22 protein-coding genes are annotated in these 22,734 nt (G+C 64.8%); 9 read left to right on the top strand and 13 right to left on the bottom strand.

The window, feature by feature from the left end:
- Positions 1-59 precede the first annotated feature (59 nt).
- A complete protein-coding gene (locus PPA02S_RS05595) occupies positions 60-932 on the bottom strand; it encodes a LysR substrate-binding domain-containing protein (RefSeq protein ID WP_028632567.1) in 873 nt (290 codons plus the stop codon).
- Between the two features lie 109 nt (positions 933-1,041).
- On the opposite strand from PPA02S_RS05595, the gene PPA02S_RS05590 reads away from it, so the two are divergent.
- Both PPA02S_RS05590 and phnX read left to right on the top strand, forming a co-directional pair.
- Positions 1,042-2,148 carry a 2-aminoethylphosphonate--pyruvate transaminase gene (locus PPA02S_RS05590; RefSeq protein ID WP_028632566.1) on the top strand — a complete coding sequence of 369 codons (1,107 nt, stop codon included), beginning with the start codon at positions 1,042-1,044 and terminating at the stop codon, positions 2,146-2,148.
- 29 nt (positions 2,149-2,177) lie between these two features.
- Positions 2,178-3,035: a phosphonoacetaldehyde hydrolase gene (phnX, locus tag PPA02S_RS05585; protein WP_028632565.1), complete on the top strand. Its 858-nt coding sequence runs from the start codon at positions 2,178-2,180 to the stop codon at positions 3,033-3,035.
- 3 nt (positions 3,036-3,038) lie between these two features.
- Here the strand turns inward: phnX and PPA02S_RS05580 are convergent, their stop codons facing one another.
- Positions 3,039-4,103, bottom strand: coding sequence for an AI-2E family transporter (locus PPA02S_RS05580; protein ID WP_028632564.1), 1,065 nt, complete (start codon positions 4,101-4,103; stop codon positions 3,039-3,041).
- 132 nt (positions 4,104-4,235) lie between these two features.
- Between PPA02S_RS05580 and trhP the strand changes: the two genes are divergently transcribed.
- From trhP to PPA02S_RS05560, 4 genes are all read left to right on the top strand, one after another.
- Positions 4,236-5,570: a prephenate-dependent tRNA uridine(34) hydroxylase TrhP gene (trhP, locus tag PPA02S_RS05575; protein ID WP_028632563.1), complete on the top strand. Its 1,335-nt coding sequence runs from the start codon at positions 4,236-4,238 to the stop codon at positions 5,568-5,570.
- Between the two features lie 140 nt (positions 5,571-5,710).
- Positions 5,711-6,139: a DUF411 domain-containing protein gene (locus tag PPA02S_RS05570; protein ID WP_028632562.1), complete on the top strand. Its 429-nt coding sequence runs from the start codon at positions 5,711-5,713 to the stop codon at positions 6,137-6,139.
- The gene (locus tag PPA02S_RS05565; protein ID WP_028632561.1) at positions 6,139-6,576 is read left to right on the top strand and encodes a YqaA family protein; all 438 of its coding nucleotides are present in this window, start codon (positions 6,139-6,141) and stop codon (positions 6,574-6,576) included. Before PPA02S_RS05570 ends, PPA02S_RS05565 begins: the two co-directional genes overlap by 1 nt.
- 74 nt (positions 6,577-6,650) lie before the next feature.
- A complete protein-coding gene (locus PPA02S_RS05560; protein ID WP_028632560.1) occupies positions 6,651-7,649 on the top strand; it encodes an alpha/beta fold hydrolase in 999 nt (332 codons plus the stop codon).
- Positions 7,650-7,667: 18 nt separating this feature from the next.
- Here PPA02S_RS05560 and zapE read toward each other — a convergent pair whose 3' ends face one another.
- From zapE to PPA02S_RS05535, 5 genes are all read right to left on the bottom strand, one after another.
- The gene (zapE, locus tag PPA02S_RS05555) at positions 7,668-8,774 is read right to left on the bottom strand and encodes a cell division protein ZapE (RefSeq protein WP_028632559.1); all 1,107 of its coding nucleotides are present in this window, start codon (positions 8,772-8,774) and stop codon (positions 7,668-7,670) included.
- Positions 8,775-8,822: 48 nt separating this feature from the next.
- On the bottom strand, positions 8,823-9,974 hold the full coding sequence (locus PPA02S_RS05550; RefSeq protein WP_028632558.1) for a PQQ-dependent sugar dehydrogenase: 1,152 nt from the start codon (positions 9,972-9,974) through the stop codon (positions 8,823-8,825).
- A 35-nt stretch (positions 9,975-10,009) separates the two neighbouring features.
- A complete protein-coding gene (locus tag PPA02S_RS05545; RefSeq protein ID WP_028632557.1) occupies positions 10,010-10,327 on the bottom strand; it encodes a hypothetical protein in 318 nt (105 codons plus the stop codon).
- A 232-nt stretch (positions 10,328-10,559) separates the two neighbouring features.
- Positions 10,560-12,980, bottom strand: coding sequence for a TonB-dependent receptor (locus PPA02S_RS05540; RefSeq protein ID WP_033727930.1), 2,421 nt, complete (start codon positions 12,978-12,980; stop codon positions 10,560-10,562).
- Between the two features lie 139 nt (positions 12,981-13,119).
- Complete coding sequence (locus PPA02S_RS05535; RefSeq protein WP_028632555.1) at positions 13,120-14,244, bottom strand: sigma-70 family RNA polymerase sigma factor; 1,125 nt, start codon at positions 14,242-14,244, stop codon at positions 13,120-13,122.
- A gap of 135 nt (positions 14,245-14,379) precedes the next feature.
- Here PPA02S_RS05535 and PPA02S_RS05530 point away from each other — a divergent pair, with 135 nt between their 5' ends.
- Positions 14,380-14,862, top strand: coding sequence for an LEA/WHy family protein (locus PPA02S_RS05530; RefSeq protein ID WP_028632554.1), 483 nt, complete (start codon positions 14,380-14,382; stop codon positions 14,860-14,862).
- A 16-nt stretch (positions 14,863-14,878) separates the two neighbouring features.
- Here the strand turns inward: PPA02S_RS05530 and PPA02S_RS05525 are convergent, their stop codons facing one another.
- Positions 14,879-15,142, bottom strand: a complete 264-nt coding sequence (locus PPA02S_RS05525; protein WP_028632553.1) for a hypothetical protein — start codon at positions 15,140-15,142, stop codon at positions 14,879-14,881.
- 121 nt (positions 15,143-15,263) lie between these two features.
- On the opposite strand from PPA02S_RS05525, the gene PPA02S_RS05520 reads away from it, so the two are divergent.
- The gene (locus tag PPA02S_RS05520; RefSeq protein WP_028632552.1) at positions 15,264-15,584 is read left to right on the top strand and encodes an ElaB/YgaM/YqjD family protein; all 321 of its coding nucleotides are present in this window, start codon (positions 15,264-15,266) and stop codon (positions 15,582-15,584) included.
- 22 nt (positions 15,585-15,606) lie between these two features.
- On the opposite strand, the gene PPA02S_RS05515 is transcribed toward PPA02S_RS05520, so the two are convergent.
- Positions 15,607-16,224: a MiaE family protein gene (locus PPA02S_RS05515; RefSeq protein WP_028632551.1), complete on the bottom strand. Its 618-nt coding sequence runs from the start codon at positions 16,222-16,224 to the stop codon at positions 15,607-15,609.
- 154 nt (positions 16,225-16,378) lie between these two features.
- Between PPA02S_RS05515 and PPA02S_RS05510 the strand changes: the two genes are divergently transcribed.
- A complete protein-coding gene (locus PPA02S_RS05510) occupies positions 16,379-17,245 on the top strand; it encodes a universal stress protein (protein ID WP_028632550.1) in 867 nt (288 codons plus the stop codon).
- Between the two features lie 54 nt (positions 17,246-17,299).
- Here the strand turns inward: PPA02S_RS05510 and PPA02S_RS05505 are convergent, their stop codons facing one another.
- The 4 genes from PPA02S_RS05505 to PPA02S_RS05490 are packed head-to-tail and all read right to left on the bottom strand — an operon-like array spanning position 17,300 to position 22,402.
- On the bottom strand, positions 17,300-17,503 hold the full coding sequence (locus PPA02S_RS05505) for a formate dehydrogenase subunit delta (protein WP_028632549.1): 204 nt from the start codon (positions 17,501-17,503) through the stop codon (positions 17,300-17,302).
- Positions 17,500-20,370: a formate dehydrogenase subunit alpha gene (fdhF, locus tag PPA02S_RS05500; RefSeq protein WP_028632548.1), complete on the bottom strand. Its 2,871-nt coding sequence runs from the start codon at positions 20,368-20,370 to the stop codon at positions 17,500-17,502. Before fdhF ends, PPA02S_RS05505 begins: the two co-directional genes overlap by 4 nt.
- Entirely contained in the window at positions 20,367-21,926 is a 1,560-nt protein-coding gene (locus tag PPA02S_RS05495; protein ID WP_028632547.1) for a formate dehydrogenase beta subunit, read from the bottom strand. Before PPA02S_RS05495 ends, fdhF begins: the two co-directional genes overlap by 4 nt.
- Positions 21,920-22,402 carry a formate dehydrogenase subunit gamma gene (locus PPA02S_RS05490; RefSeq protein ID WP_028632546.1) on the bottom strand — a complete coding sequence of 161 codons (483 nt, stop codon included), beginning with the start codon at positions 22,400-22,402 and terminating at the stop codon, positions 21,920-21,922. The genes PPA02S_RS05495 and PPA02S_RS05490 overlap by 7 nt, the downstream gene beginning before the upstream one ends.
- Positions 22,403-22,734: the final 332 nt, after the last annotated feature.

Below are 22,734 nucleotides of genomic sequence, written 5' to 3'. Positions count from 1 at the left end.
TGGTTGATAGCCCGGCACCTTTGCCCATCCGCCACAACCTGGGCAGGCGGAACCGCGTCCTAGCCCGCCCGCTGTGCCTGCGACACGTCCATGAACACCTGGATCAAGCGCAGCCCCCGCCGCCGCTCCAGGCAGCCCACCCAATGCTGGTTGACCAACGCTGCACCGCTCAACGGGCGCACCACCACGCGCGGGTCGTGGGGGGCTTCGGTGGACGAGACGATACCGATGCCCAGCTCGGCGGCCACTGCCTCGACCACAGCTTCCCGGCTGCCCAATTCCAGCAGCACACGCGGTTGTAGCCGCGCCACGGCGCAAGCCTCGTCGAAGGTGCGGCGGGTAGTGGAACCCTGCTCGCGCAGCACCATGGCCTGCTGATCGAGCCTGCTGAGCGGCAGGTCGCCAGCGCTCGCAGCCCAGGCATGGCCGGCCGGCAGCAGGGCGCAAATACGGGACTGGCACAGCGGTTGGAGGTAGAGCGCCTTGTGCGGCTCGGTGTCTGTGAGCACTGCCACATCGACGTGCTCGCTGAGCAAGGCCGCCAGGGTTTCACGCGCATTGCCCAGGCGCAGGCTGACGGTGACACCCGGGTGAGCCTGGCGCAACTGCGCCAGAATCGGCATGACGCGGTGCGGGCTGTCGGCAGCCACCTCCAGGCGCCCACTCAGCAGTTGCTGGTTGGCTTCGAGCATGGCCTTCGCCTCGTCGGCCAGGCCGAACATCGCCCGTGTCACGGCTGCCAGCCGCACGCCCGCTTCGGTCAGTTCCACCCGCCTGGCAGTGCGGCGCAACAACGTGACCTGGTAGTGCTCTTCCAGTGCCTTCACATGCCCGGTAACGGCCGGCTGGCTGATGAACAGGCGCGCAGCGGCGCGGGTGAAGCTGCCCTCGCGGGCCACGGCGTCGAACGCGCGGAGCTGAAACAAATTCATGGATATCGGCCTGGCTTATGGCTGGCATCGGAACAAGCAATTTGATTGATGGCCGCACCGATTGCAACCTCATGCCACAACCACGGCCACTGCTGACGAGGCATCCCCCATGAGCACCGCGCCCACTCTTTTGACCCCCGGCCCCCTCACCACTTCCCTGCGCACCCGCCAGGCCATGCTGGTGGACTGGGGCTCCTGGGACGAGGATTTCAACCGCATCACCCACCGCGTGTGCGAACAACTGTTGGCCATCGCCAGCGCCAACGCCACCCATCACTGCGTACCGCTGCAAGGCAGCGGCACGTTCGCGGTAGAAGCGGCCATCGGTACCCTGGTACCCCGCGCAGGCAAGGTGCTGGTGCTGATCAATGGCGCCTACGGCCGCCGCATCGCCAACATCTGCCGGGTACTCGGGCGCACCTGCCTGCCGTTCGAAACCGCCGAAGACCAGGCTGTGAGCGCCGCGCAGGTCGATCGGCTGCTCACTGAGCACGCCGATGTCACCCATGTGGTGCTGGTTCACTGCGAAACCAGCACCGGCATCCGCAACCCGCTGGAGCTGATCGCACAGGTGGTGAGCAGGCATGGCAAGCGCCTGATCATCGATGCCATGAGCTCGTTCGGCGCCATCCCGATAGACGCCAGCAGCACACCCTTCGAAGCGCTGATCGCCGCCTCGGGAAAATGCCTGGAGGGGGTGCCGGGCATGGCGTTCGTGCTCGCCCAGAAGCACGCGCTGGCGGCCGCGGCAGGCAATGCCCACTCGCTGGCGCTGGACCTCTGCGACCAGCAGGCCTACATGGCCAGCACCGGCCAATGGCGCTTCACACCTCCCACCCACGTGGTGGCTGCCCTGCACGAAGCCCTGCAGCAGTATGCCGAGCAAGGCGGCCTGCCCGCACGGGCGCGCCGCTATGCCGAAAACTGCGAATGCCTGCTGCATGGTATGGCTGAGCTGGGGCTGCGCCGCTTTTTGCCCGCTGAAGTCCAGGCACCCATCATCGTCACCTTCCATGCGCCGCGCGATGCCCGCTATCGCTTCAAGGACTTCTACGAAGGGGTCAAGGCCAAGGGCTTCATTCTCTACCCAGGCAAGCTGACCGAGGTGGACACCTTCCGCGTCGGCTGCATCGGCGCGGTATCGCAGGACCGCATGCAGGCAGCGGTGAACGCCGTAGCAGAGGTACTTCGTGACCTGCACATCCGGTACATCTGACCCCCATCGACTATCTGGAAACAGCACCCATGAACTACAGCAACCCTGCGCAATTACAGGCCGCCATCCTCGACTGGGCCGGCACCGTAGTCGACTTCGGTTCTTTTGCCCCTACCCAGATTTTTGTCGAGGCCTTCGCCGAATTCGGCGTCAGCCTTACACTCGAAGAAGCCCGCGGCCCGATGGGCATGGGCAAATGGGACCACATCCGCACGTTGTGCAATGTGCCAACCATCGCCTCACAGTATTGCCAAGCCTTTGGCCGGCTACCTACTGATGAAGACGTCACGGCCATCTACCAACGCTTCATGCCCCTGCAGATCGACAAGATCGCACTGCACTCGGCGTTGGTTCCCGGCGCATTGCACACGCTCAAGCGCCTGCGCGCGAGCGGCCTCAAGATCGGCTCATGCTCTGGCTACCCCAAGCGCGTGATGGACAGGGTGGTCGCGCTGGCTGCCAGCAGCGGTTACGTGGCCGACCACGTGGTAGCCACGGATGAAACACCCAACGGCCGCCCCTGGCCGGCCCAGGCGCTGGCCAACGTGATCGCGCTGGGCATCGAGGACGTTGCAGCGTGCGTCAAGGTCGACGACACGCTGCCGGGTATTCTGGAAGGCCGGCGTGCCGGCATGTGGACCGTCGCCCTGATGTGCTCAGGCAACGCCCTGGGCCTGAGCTGGGAGGGCTACCAGGCACTGACCGGCGAACAACTGCAGCACCAGCGCATGCGCATCGCGGCCCTGTTCGAAGGGGCGCAACCCCACTACCTGGTCGATACGCTCAACGGGCTGCCGGCCGTAGTGGATGACATCAACCGCCGCCTGGCAGCCGGCGAAATGCCCCAGACGGCGCAGGCCAATGCCCTGCTCGGCAGCCTGGGGTGAAGGCTACTGGGGTAACTGCACCTGCGGCTTGTTGGACACGAAAATCGCCCAGCTGGAGATGAACAGCGCCGCGATCAATGGCCCGATCACGAAGCCGTTGAGCCCGAACACCGACAGCCCACCCAGGGTAGATACGAGGATCAGGTAGTCTGGCATGCGCGTGTCCTTGCCTACCAGAATCGGCCGCAACAGGTTATCCACCAGGCCGATCACCAATACCCCGAAGGCGGTCAATATCACCCCCTGAAGGATTGCACCGGTCATCAGGAAGTAGATCGCCACGGGGCCCCAGACAATGCCCGCGCCCACGGCAGGCAGCAACGACAGGAACGCCATCATCACCGCCCACACCAGCGCACTGGGAATACCCAGTACCCAGAAGATGAAGCCACCCAGCGCGCCCTGGGTAATCGCTACCAGTACGTTGCCCTTGACGGTGGCACGCACCACACGCTTGAACTTCAGCTGCAGGCGGCGCTTCTGGTGCTCAGGCAGCGGCACCGCCATGCGCACGCGCCGGGCCACCTCGGCGCCTTCGCGCAGGAAGAAGAACAGCAGGTACATCATGATGCCGAAGCCGACCACGAAATCGAACGTACCCTGGCCGAAGCTGAACGCCTGGCTGGCGAGAATCTGGCTGCCCTCGGAGGCCCAGGTGGTGATCTTGTCGCGCAAGGCCCCCAGGTTGCCCATGCCCATGTTGTCCAGGCCCGTCTGGGCGAAGGCCGGCAGCATCTCCTTGCCCCGCGCGACGTACCCGGCAATGTCCAGCTGCCCGCTCTGGATGCGCTGGTACAGCGACGCGCCTTCCTGCACCAGCAGGCCGCTGGTGACGATGACCGGCAGTACCGCCACCAGCAGGCAGATCAGCGTGGTCACGCCGGCGGCCACGTTGCGCCGCCGCCCGAAGCGGATCAACAGGTTGCGCTGCAAAGGCGCAAACAGGATGCCAAGAATCACCGCCCAGAAGATGGCGCCGTAATAGGGCAGCAAGATCCACACGAAGGCGATGGTCACCAGCGCCAGGAGCACTGCCAGGGCTTTGTTCTGCAAAGCGGTTTCGTTCATTTCCGGTCCTCGGAGGGTTACTGGCATATTAGTGCGCGCGGCACTGCCAAAAGTGCCGTTGTTCACTTGATTCAGATCAATAACCTACCCCGCGCCAGGCGCTAGCATCCGCGCCCTTTACCCGGTGCGCCCATGACCCCCACTGCCAAGCCCGAACTGCTGGCCCCAGCCGGTACCCTCAAGACCATGCGCTATGCGTTCGCCTATGGCGCCGACGCGGTCTACGCGGGCCAGCCACGCTACAGCTTGCGGGTGCGCAACAACGAGTTCGACCACGCCAACCTCGCCCTGGGCATCCAGGAGGCCCATGCCTTGGGCAAGCGCTTCTACGTCGTGGTCAACATCGCCCCGCACAACGCCAAGCTCAAGACCTTCCTCAAGGACCTGGCACCGGTGATTGCCATGGCCCCCGACGCGTTGATCATGTCCGACCCCGGCTTGATCATGCTGGTGCGCCAGCACTTCCCGCACATGCCGGTGCACCTGTCGGTGCAGGCCAACACCGTCAACTGGGCCAGCGTGCAGTTCTGGCAGTCGCTGGGGCTTACCCGGGTGATCCTCTCGCGGGAACTCTCGCTCGAAGAAATCGCCGAGATCCGCCAGCAGGTGCCCGACATGGAGCTGGAGGTGTTCGTGCATGGCGCCCTGTGCATGGCCTACTCTGGCCGGTGCCTGCTGTCTGGCTACCTGAACAAGCGCGATGCCAACCAAGGCACTTGCACCAACGCCTGCCGCTGGCAGTACGACGTGAAACCCGCCAGCGAAAACGCGACCGGCGACATCGTGCGCGAAGTGCAGCCCACGCTGGGCCTGGGGGCGCCCACCGACCAGGTGTTCCTGCTGCAGGAGAGCAACCGCCCGGGCACCGAAATGCCAGCGTTCGAAGACGAGCATGGTACCTACATCATGAACGCCAAGGACCTGCGTGCCATCCAGCACGTCGAGCGCCTGGCCGGCATGGGTGTGCACTCGCTGAAGATCGAGGGCCGCACCAAGTCGCACTTCTACTGCGCCCGTGCGGTGCAGTCCTACCGCAAGGCCATTGATGACGCCGTGAACGGGCGCCCCTTCGACCGCGCGTTGATGGGCAACCTTGAATCGCTGGCGCAGCGCGGTTACACCGAGGGCTTCCTGCGCCGCCACGTGCACGACGAATACCAGAACTACCAGCGCGGCAACTCGGTGTCCGACCGCCAGCAGTTCGTGGGCGAGCTGACCGGGCAGCGCATCGACGGCCTGGCCGAAGTCAAGGTCAAGAACCGTTTTGCCGTGGGTGATCACCTGGAGCTGATGACGCCGCGCGGCAACTATCACTTCGACCTGCACCAGCTGTGCAATCGCCAGCAGCAGGCCATTGCAGTGGCGCCAGGTGACGGCCACGTGGTGTACCTGCCGATTCCGGAACAGGTCGCGCTCGAGCACGGCCTGCTGATGCGTGACCTTGCCGATGACGGAGCTGCCAGCTGACAAAGCTGTAATGAATGCGTCAGCAGGCTGACAGGCGCTGCGGGCGAACATGCATCGCAAGCTGCCCCGCAACCGCGCCTGCGCTATGCTGCCGGCCCGGTCGGCGGTATTTCGCCCGCATCACTCAAGGAGCTTTGATCATGCTGCGCAAACACCTGCTCACGCTGGGCCTGCTGGCCGCCTCCGGCATCGCCCAGGCCGCCGACACCGTCGATGTCTACCGCGACCCGAACTGTGGCTGCTGCAAGGCCTGGATCAGCCACCTGCAGGAAAACGGCTTCACCGTGAATGACCACGTTGAACCGAACATGAGCGCAGTGAAACAGCGCCTCGGTGTGGCGCCACGCCTGGCTTCGTGCCACACCGGCGTGATCAACGGCAAGTTCGTCGAGGGCCATGTGCCCGCCGAGCAGGTGCGCCTGCTGGCCGGGCGCAGTGACCTCAAGGGGGTTGCGGTGCCGGGCATGCCTGTCGGGTCACCCGGCATGGAAATGGGTGAGCGCAAGGACGCCTATGAGGTGATCGGGGTCACCCAGCAAGGCGAGGACACCGTGGTCGCCCGCTACTGATGTTCAGCCTGTGGGCGCTGTTTCTCAGCGCCTTTGGCGCCGCTACCCTGCTGCCGCTGCAGTCGGAGGCCGTGCTGGTCGGCTTGCTGCTGCGCCAGCCCGAAGCCTGGGTAACCCTGCTGCTGGTCGCCACCTTGGGCAATGTGTTGGGTTCGGTGGTGAACTGGCTGCTGGGGCGCGCCATCGAGCGCCTGCGCGACAAGCGCTGGTTCCCCTTCAGCCCCGCGCAATTGGCGCGTGCGCAGCGCCGCTATCAGCGTTGGGGCCCTTGGTCTTTGCTGCTCAGCTGGGTGCCGGTGATCGGCGACCCGCTCACATTGATTGCCGGGATCATGGGTGAACCGCTGTGGCGCTTCCTGCTGCTGGTTACCCTGGCCAAGGCCGGCCGCTACGCCGTGCTGGTCATGCTCACCCTGGGCTGGTTTCACGCTTGGTAACACCTTCTCGACTACGCCGTGTCCAACGGCTGGTACAGTCGCCGTTTCCTACGTGATCTGACATGGAGTGCCACATGCTGCGCGCAACCGCCCTGGCCCTGACCTGCCTGGCCGGCAGTTCGGCCATTGCCGCTGAACCGCCCACCTACGGTGCCCAGCTCGAAGGGTTCACCTACCCTCACCCGCTCAAGCACTTTGAATTCGAATCCCAGCGCCAGGTGCTGCAGATGGGGTACATGGACGTACCCGCCCAAGGCCAGGCCAATGGCCGCAGCGTCGTGCTGATGCACGGCAAGAACTTCTGCGCCGCCACCTGGGAAACCACCATCGATGCCCTGAGCAAGGCAGGCTACCGGGTGATCGCGCCCGACCAGGTCGGCTTCTGTACCTCCAGCAAGCCCGCGCATTACCAGTACAGTTTCCAGCAACTGGCCGACAACACCCATGCATTGCTGCAGCACCTCGGCATCCAGCAGAGCGCCGTGCTTGGCCACTCCACCGGCGGCATGCTCGCCACCCGCTACGCGCTGATGTACCCACAGCAGGTCACACGCCTGGCCATGGTCAACCCCATCGGCCTCGAAGACTGGAAAGCTCTGGGGGTGCCTTATCGCACGGTAGACCAGTGGTATGCCCGCGAACTCAAGCTGGACGCAGCAGGCGTGCGCGACTATGAACGCAAGACCTACTATGCCGGCCGCTGGAAGCCGCAGTACGAGCGCTGGGTGCAGATGCTGGTGGGGCTCAACCAGGGGCCCGGGCATGAAGCGGTGGCATGGAACTCGGCGCTGATCTACGACATGATCTTCACCCAACCGGTGTATCACGAGTTCAAGCACCTGCAGATGCCGACGCTGCTGCTGATCGGTGACAAGGACACCACGGCCATTGGCAGCGATATCGCACCTGCGGACGTGAAGGCGAAGCTGGGCAAGTACGACGTGCTTGGCCCACGCGTCGCCAAGCTGATTCCCCAAGGGGAGCTGATCACCTTCGAAGGCATGGGGCATGCACCCCAGATCGAGGAACCTGTCCGGTTCAACCGCACCCTGATCGACTGGCTGGGGCGCTGAACACCGCGCCTGGCGTCGTCAGGCGAAACGTTGCAGCTGCATTTCCTTCAGCCGGCTGAGGGTACGCTGGTACGGGAAGGCCAGGTAGCCCTCGGTGTACAACTGGTCGAGCGGCACCTGTGCCTCCAGGTACAGGGCCACTCGGCGGTCGTAGCACTCGTCGACCAGGGCGATGAAGCGGCGCACCGCATCGTCCTTGGGCGACAGCGCCGGCAACTCCCGGTCACCCGCCGCTACCCGCGCAGCACCGTCTTCGGTACCGCGGGCGATACGGCCGGCCTGCTGCTGCCCGCCCAGGGCAGGAATACCCGAAAGCAAGATGGCCGTGAACCCATCGCACAGGGCCATGAACTCGGCGGTCGCGAACGGCTGTTCGCACAGGTTGGCGAATGGGCACCAGATCACGTGCTGGCTGCGACGCAACACCTGCAACCGCCTGCTGCCCATGGCCAAAGGCTGATCGGTACCGGGGTCGCCCGGGCTGAGCTGGCTGAACAGGGCCGCAAACTGGCTGACCTGCCCGGCGGGCACCACCCAATAGCGCTGCCGCTGCGCCCCGGGATGCAAGCGGTGATCCTGCTCGCCCGACACCGACAACACGTGCATGTGCTGCTCGATTGCCTTGATGGCCGGCAAGAACCGCTCGCGGTTGAAGCCGTCTCGGTAGAGCTGGTCGGGCGGCTGGTTGGAGGTAGCGACGATCACCACGCCGCGGTCGAACAATACCTGGAACAAACGCCCCAGGATGATCGCATCGGCAATGTCATTGACGAACAATTCATCGAAGCACAGCACGCGGATCTGGCCTGCCAGCTCGGCCGCCAGCGCGAGCAGAGGGTCTGGGGTGCCGTTGAGCTGGAACAGGCGCTGGTGTACCCAGGCCATGAAATGGTGAAAGTGCTGGCGCCGACTTGGCACCTGCAGGCAGCGGTGAAACTGGTCCATCAGCCAGGTCTTGCCACGCCCCACCGGGCCCCAAAGGTACAGCCCATCGGGAACGCGGCCGCGTTCGATCATCTCAAAGCAGGCCTGCAGGGCCTGAACGGCACAGGCCTGGGCGGGGTCGGCAACAAAGCCCTGGGTGCTCAGGGCTTGCTGGTAGAGGGTTTGGGGGTCGTTGGCCATGGCGCATTGTACACGCCCGCGTGCCCCATGCCGGCCAATGCCAACGGGTCAATTGTCGCGGGCTAGCCCCACTTTCAACAGCGCACCGTCCTTGGCATCGGTCAGCACATACAGGTAGCCGTCCGGGCCAACGCGCACGTCACGGATGCGCGCCTTCAGGTCGCCCAGCAAACGCTCTTCGTGCACCACCTTGTCTCCGTCCAGCTGGAGGCGGATCAGCTCCTCGGTGGCCAGGGCGCCAATGAACAGGTTGTGGTCCCAGGCGGTGAACACGGGGCTGTCGTAGAACGCCATGCCACTGACGCCCGGGGATTTCTCCCACACATGGTGGGGGTCGACCATGCCGTCCACATGTTTGCCCTTGGCTTCCGGAATCGGCAGCATCGAATAGTTGATGCCGTGAGTCGCGATCGGCCAGCCGTAGTTCTTGCCCGCCGCCGGAATATTGATTTCATCCCCGCCACGCGGGCCGTGTTCGTTGGTCCACAGCTTGCCCGTCCACGGGTTCAGGGCTGCGCCCTGCTGGTTGCGGTGGCCGTAGGACCAGATCTCGGGGCGCACGTTTTTCTGGCCAACAAAGGGGTTGTCCTTCGGCACCTCGCCGTCCGGTAAAATGCGCACAATCTTGCCTTGCAGCTTGTCCAGGTCCTGGGCGGTGGGGCGCTGGTTGTTTTCGCCCAGGGCAATGAACAGGTAACCGTCGCGGTCGAACACTAGGCGCGAGCCAAAGTGATTGCCCTCGGACAGCTTCGGTTGCTGGCGGAAGATAACGGTGAAGTTTTCCAGGCGGGCGCGGTCCTCGGACAGTTGCCCACGGCCCACCGCCGTCCCCCCCTTGCCGTCATCGCCTTGTTCGGCGTACGACAGGTACAGGGTGCGGTCCTTGGCGAACGTGGGTGACAGCACCACATCCAGCAGGCCACCCTGGCCCTCGGTCCAGACCTTCGGTACCCCGCTGATCGCCGGCCCCACTTTGCCTTCGGCGCTGATGACCCGCAGGTTGCCCATGCGCTCGGTCACCAGCAGGTCCTTGCCGCCCGGCAAGAATGCCAGCGCCCACGGGTTTCGCAGGCCATCGGCGACGGTGTCTACCGTCAGCGTGCCTTCTTCACTTTTGAACGTCTGCTGCGCGGCGGCGTGGGCCAGCAGCGGTGACAGTGCAGCGGCGGTGAGGGTGACTAGCCAGGTTGCTCGGGACATGCGGGGTTCCTTAGGGCAAGTGCTTGGTAGAGGGCTCAAGGCGCGCGCGGGTTGTCGCGCGGGGGCCGCGTGGGTTCGAGGTTGGGGGCTTGCTGTTGGCGGCGCAGGTTGTCACCGTTACCGATCCCGCGGTTGTCCAGCGTGGGCGGGCGTGGTGTGGGCTGCGTGGAAGGGCCACGTACCGCAGGCGTTGCCGGAACGCTGCCCTGGCGGCTATTGGGGTTGGCGCGCTGGATGGGGCTGTTGTAGGGGTTGTTGCTGCCTGCGACAGGCTGCAGCCCGGGTTGTGGGGCTGCCTGCACCGGCAGGCAAAGGGCTGCACCCAGCAATAGCATGGCAAATTGGGGTTTCATGCTCCACCTCCTGTACGAAACGCTGCGCCTGGGGGTTTGATAGCCTACGGCGCAAAGGGTTCGGGCCAAAAGGCAGAATGCGGGCGGAGATGATTCCTGATGTTTCTGGGGGCGGTTTTGGGGGGCGCCGCTTTTGCGGCGCATCGCGAGCTGGCGCTCGCTCCTACGAAAGCAGGAACGGGCACCGGCTCGGGGCGGGCGCCAACTCGCTAGGCGCCGCGAAGGTGGGTGCTCAGTACGCCAGGCTCCAGGTCAAGGTGTACGTTCGCCCGCGCCCCTGGTAGTCGTACAGGTAAGCCGGCCCGTAGGTAGGCGAATAGAACAATGCAGCCCGCTGCCCCCACACCGTGCTGTACTGTTTGTCCAGCAGGTTCTGAATACCGGCGCTGAATGTGCCAAAGCCTGTGTCCTGGCTGCCCAGCAGGTCGAAGGTGGTGTAGCCGTCGATCGTGTGCCCGGCATCGTCCTTCAGGCTGAACGCCCGGTTGGCCTGCAGCCGTGCGCTGCGGCCATCATCCTTCCAGCCAACGAATGCTGTGGCCTTGGACAGCGAGGCATAGCGGGCATCACGCTTGATCCAGCCGCCACCGGCCGCCTCTTCTTCGGAACGGGTCAGGTGCAAGGTGCCACCCGCCTCCCAGCCGCTCTGGAAATGACGGGTAAGCGCACCCTCGAAACCAAAATCACGGCTCTTCTGAGCCTCCACGTCAATGGTCAGCGTTTGCGAATCGACGTTGATGATCTTGTCCGACCAGATGTAATACAGCGCCGCCTGCGCATCCCATTGCAGGTCCGCGTAGCGCCAGCCCAGCTCCACCTGGCGGCTCTTGATACCGGCCAGGGGGTTGTCACCCACGCTCAGGCCAGGCTTGCCGTAATACTTGGCCGGGTCCGGCAGGTCGAAACCCTCGCCGTAGTTGGTCCACAGCTGATGGCCGTTCTTGAAGTCGTAGATGGCCCCGAGGTTGTACAGGTTGACCTGGTAATCGTTACTGCCCCCCGGCACCCCCTTGAAGTTGCTAACATCCACGTCCATCTGCTGACGCCGCGCGCCGCCGGAGAACGTGAGGTTGTCCGTGGCATGCCAGTCCAGCTGCCCGTAGAACGACACGCCGTCCACCCGGTAGCTGGGGTAGCGTGCCGCCTTGCCGGTCTTGTCCAGGTCCAGGCCACCGGTGGCGGACGAGGTGCGGGCGTCAAAGGTGGTCTGGTCGGCATTGAACCGCTCGCGGTCAACGTCCACGCCATAGGTGAGTTTCAACGTGTCCCACTGTTTGGCGAACAGTCCCTTCAGGCTGGTGACCTCGAAGTTCTGCTGGGACCCGGCAAAATACACCCCTCGTGAACCGGTCGGCGCACCGCGGTTGTAGTAAGGGAACGGGTAGAAATTGTCGGCTTCCTTGCGGTAGGACGCTTGCAGGTAGAAGTCCTGGCCCAGCACGTCGCTGTGGTGGTAGTTGGCGTTGAGCAACAGGCGCCGGGTGCGCGGGTTGAGGTCTGACGAATAGCCGCTGCGCAGTTCGGCGTCCTCCAGGTCCGACGGTGCGTTGTACTTGAGGTGGGGGAACCAGATGCCGGTGCTGCCGTGGTTGCCCGAATCGTAGTACTGCGCCAGCAGGTCCAGGCTTTGCTGGTCGTTGAACTGCATACCCACGGTACCCAGCAGGTCCAGGGTGCGGTTGTACTGCAGGTCGGTCTGGGTGTTGTCGATGAAAATCTGGTCGCCCGCACCGTCGTAGAACGCTTCGTTCTGCTCCCCGGACACGCCCAGCCGTGCGTTGAAGCGGTCGTTGCCGCCGCTGACCGACTGGGCGAAGCGGGTGGCGAGGTCGTCGCTGTTGTTGAAACCGCTGCTGGCGCCAAGCTGGGTTTCGAAGCGCGCCGGCCCGGGCTCGCCCTTCTTGGTCACGATGTTGATGATGCCGCCGGTAGCGCCGCCCCCGTAGATGGCGCTGGCGCCGGACAGCACTTCCACACGCTCCACGTTGAAGGGCGAAATGCTGTCGAACTGGCGCGACAGCCCACGGGAGCTGTTCTGGCTGACCCCATCGATCATCACCAGCACATTGCGCCCGCGCATGTTCTGGCCGTAGTTGGTCCGCCCTTCCGGGGCCAGGTCCAGGCCGGGGACCAGCTTGCCGATGGCCTCCTTGAGGCTTACGCCACTGTCGATCTGCTCGCGCAATTGCTGCTGGTCAACCACCCAGACGGTACCTGGGATTTCGGCGATGGCGGTGCTGGTGCGCGACGCCACGCTGACCTCTATGGGCTTGAGGCTCACAGCCTGCGGCGGGGCATCAGCCTTGCGCAAGGTGATGGTGCCGGCATCGGTGAACTGCCAGCGCAGGCCACTGCCTGCCAGCAGCACTTGCAGCGCCCGCTCCACACCGTACTGCCCCTGCAGGGCAGTACTGGTAAGGCCGGCGACGTCGGCCGTGGTGTACAGCAGGTGCACACCCGCCTGGTCGGCAAAGGCCGTCAGGGCCTGGTCCAGGGGCTGGGCGGGGACGTTCAGCTGCACCTGTGTGGCCTGCAGTGGCGCAGGCTGCGCAGCGCTGGCGGCCTGTAACTGCAGCGGGCCGACCAGCAAAGCCACAGCGCTGCAGGACATCAAAGCATGATGGAGGTAACCGCCGCGGCGGTTGATGGGCATGGGCTTCAAATGCACGATTGAGCTTCCAGGCAAGTCGTCAATGGGAAGAGGTTGCTGATCAGTCCCACTACGACGATCTGGCCTGGAAGAACTTGCAGTCCCCATTGAAAGTATTTTTCAGTTAGCCCGCACAGGCGGCTTAACGCACTACCGCCAACCATGGCAGGTAGGTGACTGTCAGGCCGTAGCGCTGTTCCAGGGTACGCAGCAACGCCTGAGGGTCATCGAGGTCGAACACCCCGCTGACCTCCATGGCTGCCAGCTGGCTGTTTGAAAGCACGATGCGGCCATGGCGGTAACGCTCCAGCTCTTCCAGCACCTGGCCCAGCGGCCTGCCATTGAAGATCAGCTTGCCCCGTTGCCAGGCCATCTGCGTGCTGGCATCACTGGCGACTGCCACAGGCTGCCCCCCGACCTGCGCAGTGCCTTGGGCCAGGACCACACCGCCATCGCGGCGCACACTGAAGCGTGCGGCATCGCCGCGCACCCGCTGCGCCGCCGTTTCGACCACAAAAGGCCGCGCCCCGGGCGCAGTCTCGAACAGCGCCTCGCCTGCCACCAGCACCACGCGCCGCTCGTGCTCGTCAAAGGCCACGTCAAGGGCGCTGGCGCTGTTCAATGTCACCCGCGTGCCATCGGCCAAGATAATGACCCGGCGCTCACCTATGCCCGTGTGGTAGTCGGCCAGCAGCGCGGGCGCCTGCTGCCAAACCACCAGCGCTGTCACCAGCGCGGCCACGGATGCAGCCACACCGGCCTGCTTCAACCATCCCCGACAGTGGCGCAGGGCATGCCCGATGTACTTGGCCACCATGCTTTCGGACACCCCCAGGCGCTGGGCTACCTGCCTTTGCGTCAGCCCTTCCACCCGGTTCAACAGCAATGCCTGACGCGCGTTGGCCGGCAGTTGCAACAGCGCCTGGTCAAGAATCTGCAAGCGTTCATGGGCCAGCAACGCCGCTTCCGGCGGGGGTGCCTGGCAGGCCACGTTCACAACGCCCTCACCTTCATCGTGGCACGCTGCGATCCGCCGCTCTCGCCGCAAGGCATCGATCGCCAGGTTGCCCGCCACCCGGAAGATGAAGCTGCGCGCATGCAACACCGGAACCGCCTGGGCGTCGATTTTAACCAGCTTCAGGTAGGTTTCCTGAGCCACATCCGCAGCACGCTGGCGATCGCTCATGCGCCGGGTCAGAAACCGCAGCAGGTCGTCATAATGCTCCTGGAAACTCGCCAGCAAGCCCGGCGCGGGGGAAGTCAGCATGGGTTCGGCCACTGCACGTTAGGAGTAATTATCGGGCGTTAATGAGAAACAGTATCTTTCATCTACGCTGTCACTTTCAACGCCGACGCGCATTTGCCACACTGCCCGCACTCCCCAAGGCAAGGTTTTTACCTCATGACTGCCCGCTTCTACCGTACAACCCGCTCGTTCATGGTACTGGTAATGGTCACCGCCCTTGGCGCCTGCGCCCTGCTGCAGCCGCGCGAGCCGGTTAATGTCAGCGTGATCGGCATAGACCCTTTACCCGGGCAAGACCTGGAGCTGCGCATGGCCGTGAAAATGCGGGTGCAAAACCCCAACGAAACACCCATCGACTACAACGGGGTTGCCCTCAACCTGGAAGTGAACGGCCAACCGCTGGCCGCAGGCGTCAGCGACCAGCACGGGCAGATCGGGCGTTATGGCGAAGCCGTGATCGAGGTACCGGTGAGCATCACTGCGTTTTCTTTCCTGCGCCAGGCCTACGGCCTGGGCAAGCTCGACGCGCTGCAAGGGCTGCCGTACAAGCTGCGCGGCAAGCTGGCCGGCGGGCCGCTGGGCACCGTACGCTTCACCGATGAAGGCAAGCTGGACCTGCCCAAGGGCACCGACTGGTAGGTACCGGTATGCCGGCTTAGCGGCCGGCGTTGGCTGCGGCCATCAGCTTGTTGACTTCGCTGCGCACCATGTTGCCGTACTCGGGCGGGGTCATGTTGTCGAGCTCGTTGCGCACCCACTCTGCCCACTTGCCCTTGCGCCTGGGCTTCTCGGCGATCAGGCGCGCCGCTTCACCCTTGGCCTTACCCAAGTTGGCCTGCCACATTTCGAACAGCCGCGCCTTCTCGGCCTCGATCTGCGCCCGTTCCTCGAAGCTCATGTTGGCGAGGTTGAAACTCATGGATCACCTGCTAGCTGTAAATGGCGGCTATCTTACACCAACGCGCCAACAGCGATTGGAAGCAACTTTTACGGCGCACGAGTATCCATTGTTCTAACAACCCATAGACGAGGAGCATGGCATGGCCCGTAAAAATGCCGCTGCAGCCGACAGCGACCAGATCAAAGACCAGGTATTCAGCGAGTTGCAGGCGCTGATCGAAGAATCGGAAAAACTGCTCAACGACAGCGCTGCCCTGGTGGGCGAGGAAGCGGAAACCCTGCGCGCCCAAGTGAGCCTGAAACTGCGCCAGGCCCGTGAAGCGGCCGGCAACGTGCGTGACAAGGCCCAGCCGATGGTAGACGCCACCCAGGACTACATCGGTGGGCACCCGTGGCAGACCGTTGCCATTTCTGCAGGCGTTGGCCTGGTGGTTGGCCTGTTGCTGGGCCGCCGTGACTGACCCACTGGCCGCCTGGCAACTGTCAGGCGGCTTGCGCCATGGGGATACCACTGTGGAAGCGCAGCTCCTGGTCGGGTGACTGGATAAGCTCCACTTCCGCGGCGCGTACCAACTCCACCCGGCGAGCAATATCCGCCTCATCACCGTAAAGGTGCGCCAGCTTCAGGTAGCCCTGGTAATGGCGTGCCTCACTCTTGAGCAGGCCGTGGTAAAAGCGGCCCAGCTCGTCATCCAGGTGCGGCACCAGGGCCGCGAAGCGCTCACAGCTGCGCGCTTCGATAAATGCCCCCACCACCAGCGTATCCACCAGCTTGACCGGTTCGTGGGCCCGCACCATGCGCCGCAGGCCAGACGCGTAGCGCCCTGCCGACACCGGCCGCAAGGGCACTCCACGGCGTTTCATCAAGCGCAGCACCTGTTCGTGATGCACCAGTTCCTCTCGCGCCAGGCGCGACATCATGTTGATCAGGTCCAGGTGGGTGTTGTACTTGGCGATCAGGCTGAGGGCCGTGCTGGCAGCCTTGAATTCGCAGTTCTTGTGGTCGATCAACAGCGTGTCCTGATCGGCCAGCGCCGCCTGGATCCAGGCGTCTGGCGTGGGGCAGCCGAGAAAGGCGTCGATTTCAGGGATCAGGGACATGAGCGGGCAACCACAGAGAACAGGCAGGGCCGGCGATTATAGCGGCGGCGGCGGCCTGCGTCAGTGGCTATGCTTGATATACGTCAAGCGCCCGCGGGGCAAGCGCCGACTATAGTCAGGCACCGGTTGCCAATCTCGAAGGGAGTCTACGCCCATGCAAGCCGTCCGCAGCATTCTCGTCGTGCTCGACCCTGAGCACGCCCACAGCCGGGCTTTGACCCGGGCCAAACTGATCGCCAGCGTCACGGGTGCGCGCCTGCACCTGCTGATGTGCGACAAGCGCCACGAACACAGCGCGGTGCTGAGCCTGCTGAGCAGCCAGCTGCACGATGACGGGTACGACAACGTTACCCACGAGGAGGCCTGGCGCGGCACGCTGCATGACACCATCATTCATGTGCAGCAAGCCGAGGGCTGCGAGCTGGTGATCAAGGAGCACCGACCCGACAACCCGCTCAAGCGCGCCCTGCTCACCCCCACCGACTGGAAGCTGTTGCGCCACTGCCCCTGCGCGGTGCTGATGGTGAAAAGCGAGCGGCCGTGGACCGAGGGCAAGATCCTGGCAGCGGTGGACGTCGGCAACCAGGATGACCACCACCGGCGGCTGCATGCCGCCATTGTCGACCACGGCTATGACATTGCGGCGCTGGCAAAGGGCGAGCTGCACGTCATCAGTGCCCACCCGTCGCCGATGCTCTCCGCGGCCGACCCGGCCTTCCAGCTGAGCGAAACCATCGAGCAGCGTTACCGGGATGCGTGCAAGGCCTTCCAGGCTGAATATGACATCAGCGAGGACCGTCTGCATGTGGCCGAAGGGCCAGCGGACGTGCTGATACCCCACGTGCAGAAAAAGCTCGACGCCGTGGTGACGGTGATCGGTACGGTGTGCCGAACGGGTATCAATGGCGCTTTGATCGGCAATACATCGGAGGTGGTGCTGGATACGCTGGAAAGCGATGTACTGGTGCTCAAGAGCGAGGAAGCCAGCGCGCACCTGGCGCAACTGGCACGCTCAGCATAACTGGACGGTGTGGGCTGCCTCCGTGCGTTACTGGAGGCAGCCCACTGACCGGTTTCAGCCCAACGCCTCCTTCACCTTCGGGTCCAGCCCCTCCCCGGCATGTTCGTCGATCCACGCCAGCAATTGCCTGCGCATCGACGGTGTCCAGAAGCTGTGCAGGTGCTGGCGTACCCCTTGCACGGCCAGCGCCCGGTTAGGTTCGCTGTCGAAATAATGGGCAATCTGGTTGGCCATCTTCACCAGGCTGTCATTGCTCATTGGCGCACCTCGGCTTTCTCCGCTTTGCGGCGCTCCTGCAGCAGGCGCCGCTGTTCGTCACTGAAGTCCTGATAACGCTTCTGCCACTGCGACGGTTGGAACACCTTCACCACTTCCACCGCCGTGACCTTGTATTCAGGGCAGTTGGTGGCCCAGTCGGAGTTGTCGGTGGTGATCACGTTGGCCCCAGATTCGGGGAAATGGAACGTGGTGTACACCACCCCCGGCGCTACCCGCCCGCTCACACGGGCGCGCAGCACCGTTTGCCCGGCCCGGCTGCCGATGCCCACCCAGTCACCGTCCTGGATACCCCGGCTCTCGGCATCGGTGGGGTGGATCTCCAGGCGGTCGGCGTCGTGCCAGGCCACGTTGCCGGTGCGCCGCGTCTGCGCGCCCACGTTGTACTGGCTAAGGATGCGCCCAGTGGTCAGCAGCAACGGGTAGCGCCCGTTGACCTTCTCGTCGGTAGGCACGTACCCGGTGAGCATGAACCGGCCCTTGCCGCGCACAAACTGGTCGATGTGCATGGTCGGCGTGCCATCGGGCGCGGCATCGTTGCAGGGCCACTGCAAGCTGCCGTGGCGTTCGATCTCGGCGTAGCTCACACGGTGGAACGACGGCGTCAGGCGGGCGATCTCGTCCATGATCTCGGACGGGTGGCGGTAGTTCATCGGGTAGCCCAAGGCGTTGGCCAAGGCCACGGTGGCCTCCCAGTCAGCCTTGCCGGCCAACGGTTCCATCACCTTGCGCACCCGCGAAATACGCCGTTCGGCATTGGTAAAGGTACCGTCCTTCTCAAGGAACGAGCTGCCGGGCAGGAACACGTGGGCGAACTTGGCGGTTTCGTTGAGGAAGATGTCCTGTACCACCACGCATTCCATGGCCAGCAAGGCTGCGGTCACGTGCTGGGTATTCGGGTCACTCTGGGCAATGTCTTCGCCCTGGCAGTACAGCGCTTTGAAACTACCGTCCAATGCGGCTTCGAACATGTTCGGGATACGCAGGCCCGGGTCGGGCTGCAGGGTCACGCCCCAGGCCTGTTCGAACTCGGCGCGCACGCTCTCGTTGGAAATATGCCGGTACCCGGGCAGCTCATGGGGGAACGAGCCCATGTCGCACGAACCCTGCACGTTGTTCTGCCCGCGCAGCGGGTTCACCCCTACCCCTTCGCGGCCGATGTTGCCGGTGGCCATGGCCAGGTTGGCGATCCCCATCACCGCCGTGCTGCCCTGGCTGTGCTCGGTCACCCCCAGGCCATAGTAGATGGCCGCGTTGCCGCCGGTGGCGTACAACCGGGCCGCCGCGCGGATCTCTGCGGCGGGTACGCCACAGACCGGGCCCAGTACCTCGGGGGCGTTTTCCGGCAGGCTGACAAAGTCGCGCCAGCGGGCGAAGTCCTCGGTTTCGCAACGGGCGTCGATAAAGCGCTGGGCCAGCAGGCCTTCGGTGACCACCACATGGGCCAGGGCGTTGAGCATGGCCACGTTGGTGCCTGGGCGCAGCTGCAAGTGCAACTCGGCGCGGGCATGGGGCGAGTCCACCAGGTCGATGCGCCGTGGGTCGATCACGATCAGCCGGGCACCCTGGCGCAAGCGGCGCTTGAGCTGCGAGCCGAACACCGGGTGCGCATCGGTTGGGTTGGCACCGATCACCAGCACCACGTCGGCCTTCATCACCGAGTCGAAGCTCTGTGTACCCGCCGATTCCCCCAGGGTCTGCTTGAGGCCATAGCCGGTGGGGGAATGGCACACCCGCGCGCAGGTGTCGACGTTGTTGTTGCCGAACGCCGTACGCACCAGTTTCTGTACCAAGTACGCCTCTTCGTTGGTGCAGCGGCTGGAGGTGATGCCCCCGATCGAATCACGCCCGTATTTGAGCTGGATGCGGCGCAGTTCGCTGGCGGCATAGGTGACCGCTTCTTCCCAGCTCACCTCCTGCCACGGGTCTTCCAGGCGCTTGCGGATCATGGGCTTGGTGATGCGGTCCGGGTGGGTGGCGTAACCCCAGGCAAAACGCCCTTTCACGCAGGCGTGGCCATGGTTGGCCCCGCCGTTCTTGTCCGGCACCATGCGCACCAGTTGGTCGCCTTTCATCTCGGCGCGGAACGAGCAGCCCACGCCGCAGTAGGCGCAGGTGGTGATCACCGTGCGTTCCGGCTGGCCCAGCTGCACCAGGCTCTTTTCGGTCAGGGTTGCCGTCGGGCAGGCCTGCACGCAGGCACCGCACGACACGCACTCGGAACTGAGGAAATCATCGCCACCGGCGGCCGCCACCCGGGACTCGAACCCACGGCCGGTGATGGTCAGTGCAAAGGTGCCCTGGATGTCCTCGCACGCCCGCACGCAGCGGCTGCACACGATGCACTTGCTGGGCTCGTAGTTGAAATACGGGTTGGAAAGGTCCTTCTTTTCGGCCAGGTGGTTGGCGCCGTCGTAGCCATAGCGCACCTCGCGCAAGCCGACCTGCCCGGCCACGGTCTGCAGCTCGCAGTTGCCATTGGCCGAACAGGTCAGACAGTCCAGCGGGTGGTCGGAAATGTACAGCTCCATCACATTGCGCCGCAGGCCCGCCAGGCGCGGCGTCTCGGTGCGCACCACCATGCCTTCGCTGACCGGGGTGGTGCAGGAGGCCGGGTAGCCGCGCATGCCTTCGATTTCCACCATGCACATGCGGCACGAACCGAACGCCTCCAGGCTGTCGGTGGCGCACAATTTGGGAATGCTGGTGCCCAGCATGGCCGCGGCGCGCATCACCGAAGTACCGGCCGGCACACTGATGGCACGGCCATCGATGTTCAGGCTGACCTGCACGTCGCTGTCACGGGCTGGGGTGCCCAGGTCGGTTTCCGGGTCGAAGTAGTTGATCATTGCGCGGCCTCCGTTTGGGTCAGCCCGAAATCGGCAGGGAAGTACTTGAGGGCGCTGGCCACCGGGTAGGCAGTCATGCCGCCCATGGCGCACAGCGAACCGTACTGCATGGTGTCGCACAGGTCGCGCAGCAGCAGCGCGTGGTCGTGGCGGTCGGTGATGTCCTGGCTGGCGATCAGCCGGTCTACCACCTCCATGCCACGGGTGGAACCGATGCGACACGGGGTGCACTTGCCACAGGACTCTTCGGCGCAGAACTGCAGGGCAAACCGCGCCATGCTGGCCATGTTCAGGGTATCGTCGGCCACCACCACCCCGCCGTGGCCGAGCATGGCGCCCATGGCGGCGAACGCTTCGTAGTCCAGCGGCGTGTCGAAGTGGCTGGGCGGCACCCAGGCGCCGAGCGGGCCACCCACCTGCGCGGCCTTCAGCGGCCGGCCGCTGGCAGTGCCGCCGCCGTAACCCTCCACCAGCTCACGCAGGGTCAGGCCGAAGGCCCGCTCCACCAACCCGCCGTGGCGGATATTGCCGGCCAGCTGGAACGGCATGGTCCCCAGCGAGCGCCCCATGCCGAAGTCGCGGTAGAACGCCGCGCCCTTGGCCAGGATGATCGGCACCGAGGCCAGGGTGAGCACGTTGTGCACCAGCGTCGGCAGGCCGAACAACCCCTCGAGCGCCGGCAGCGGCGGCTTGGCACGCACAATGCCGCGCTTGCCTTCTATGGATTCGAGCAGCGCGGTTTCTTCCCCGCAGATGTACGCACCGGCGCCTACCCGCACCTCCAGCTCGAAGGCCTTGCCACTGCCGGCGACGTTGGCACCCAGGTAGCCCGCCTCCCGCGCGACCACGAACGCCTGGTTCAGGGTCCTGATGGCATCGGGGTATTCGGAACGCACGTAGATGTAGCCCCTGTCGGCGCCCACGGCCAGGCCTGCGATGATCATGCCTTCGATCAGCAGGAAGGGGTCGCCTTCCATCAGCATGCGGTCGGCAAAGGTGCCGGAGTCGCCCTCGTCGGCATTGCACACCACATACTTCTGCCCACCGGTAGCGCCCCGCACGGTACGCCACTTGATGCCTGCCGGGAACGCAGCGCCACCGCGGCCGCGCAGGCCCGAGTCGAGCACGCTGGCGACCACGTCATCGCCCTTCATCGCTACCGCCGCTTCCAGGCCGGCAAAGCCGCCATGGGCGCGGTAATCCTCCACCGACAGTGGCCGGGTAATGCCAGCGCGGGCGAACAACAGGCGTTGCTGGGTTTTCAGGTAGGGGATGGCTTCCACCGGGCCGAGTGCCAGCGCATGGCCAACCGCCTCGCCAAGCAGTGCGTCGAACAACGACGGCACATCCTGCGGGGTCACCGGGCCAAAGCCGACGCGGCCCTGCACACTGTCACACTCAACCAAGGGCTCCAGCCAGTACAGGCCGCGGGCGCTGGTGCGTTGCACATCGAGCGGCAACTGCCGCTGCAGGGCCTCGCGCTGCAGCGCATCGACCACCTGGTCGGCCCCCACAGCACGGGCTACCGAATCACAAGGTACGTACACCGTCAGCATGCTGCGTCCTCCCGGCAACCGTTCACCAGCTCACGCAGGCGCTCAGGGGTGAGCCGCGCGTGCACCTGCCCGTCCAGCTCCAGGGCCGGCGAACAGGCGCATGCGCCCAGGCAGTACACAGGGCGCAGGCTGATGGCACCGTCTGCGCTGGTGCCATGGTCGTCCAGGGCCAACTGCTCGCGCAATTGTGCGGCCAAGGCTTCGGCACCGCGGCTCTGGCACGACTCGGCGCGGCAAAGGCGCAGGGTGTGGCGGGCTGGCGGTGTGGTGTGGAAGTCGTGGTAGAAGGTGATCACCCCGCGCACCTCGGCCTGGCTGAGGTTCAGCGCATGGGCGATTTCGGCGACGGCGGCGTCGGGGACAAAACCGATGTCCTGCTGGATGGCATGCAGGATCGGCAGCAACGCGCCAGGGGTGCCCTGGTGGCGTGCCAGAATACGTTCAACGGCGGGCAGGTGAAGCAGTTCATCAGGCATACAGCGGACCTCGGCATCACGGCCCCGCCCCTGTTGTTATGTTGGCGGGTGCCGGCGTGTTCTGCTGCGGCGCGCCGGCCACGTCACGGTTGCGTGGTACTGGCGGCCTCCGTGCCCCTGTTCATGTGTCTACGCACACTGATACGGGGGCATCCTGAAAGCATGGCACTTGTGGGCGCAAGCGGATGCGTACGAACGACCAGGCGCATCCTGAAACCGACGGATGGGGCAGCCGACCAGGGTGCAGCGTCCAGGGGGCCAAGCCTTAAGCCTCCAGACACTCGACGCCACTCACAACTGCGTTTAAGCTGTCGCGTTTCCTACGCACGGAA

Source organism: Pseudomonas parafulva NBRC 16636 = DSM 17004 (genome assembly GCF_000730645.1).
Classification (GTDB): Bacteria; Pseudomonadota; Gammaproteobacteria; order Pseudomonadales; family Pseudomonadaceae; genus Aquipseudomonas; species Aquipseudomonas parafulva.
This window is presented reverse-complemented; position numbering and strand designations above follow the sequence as displayed.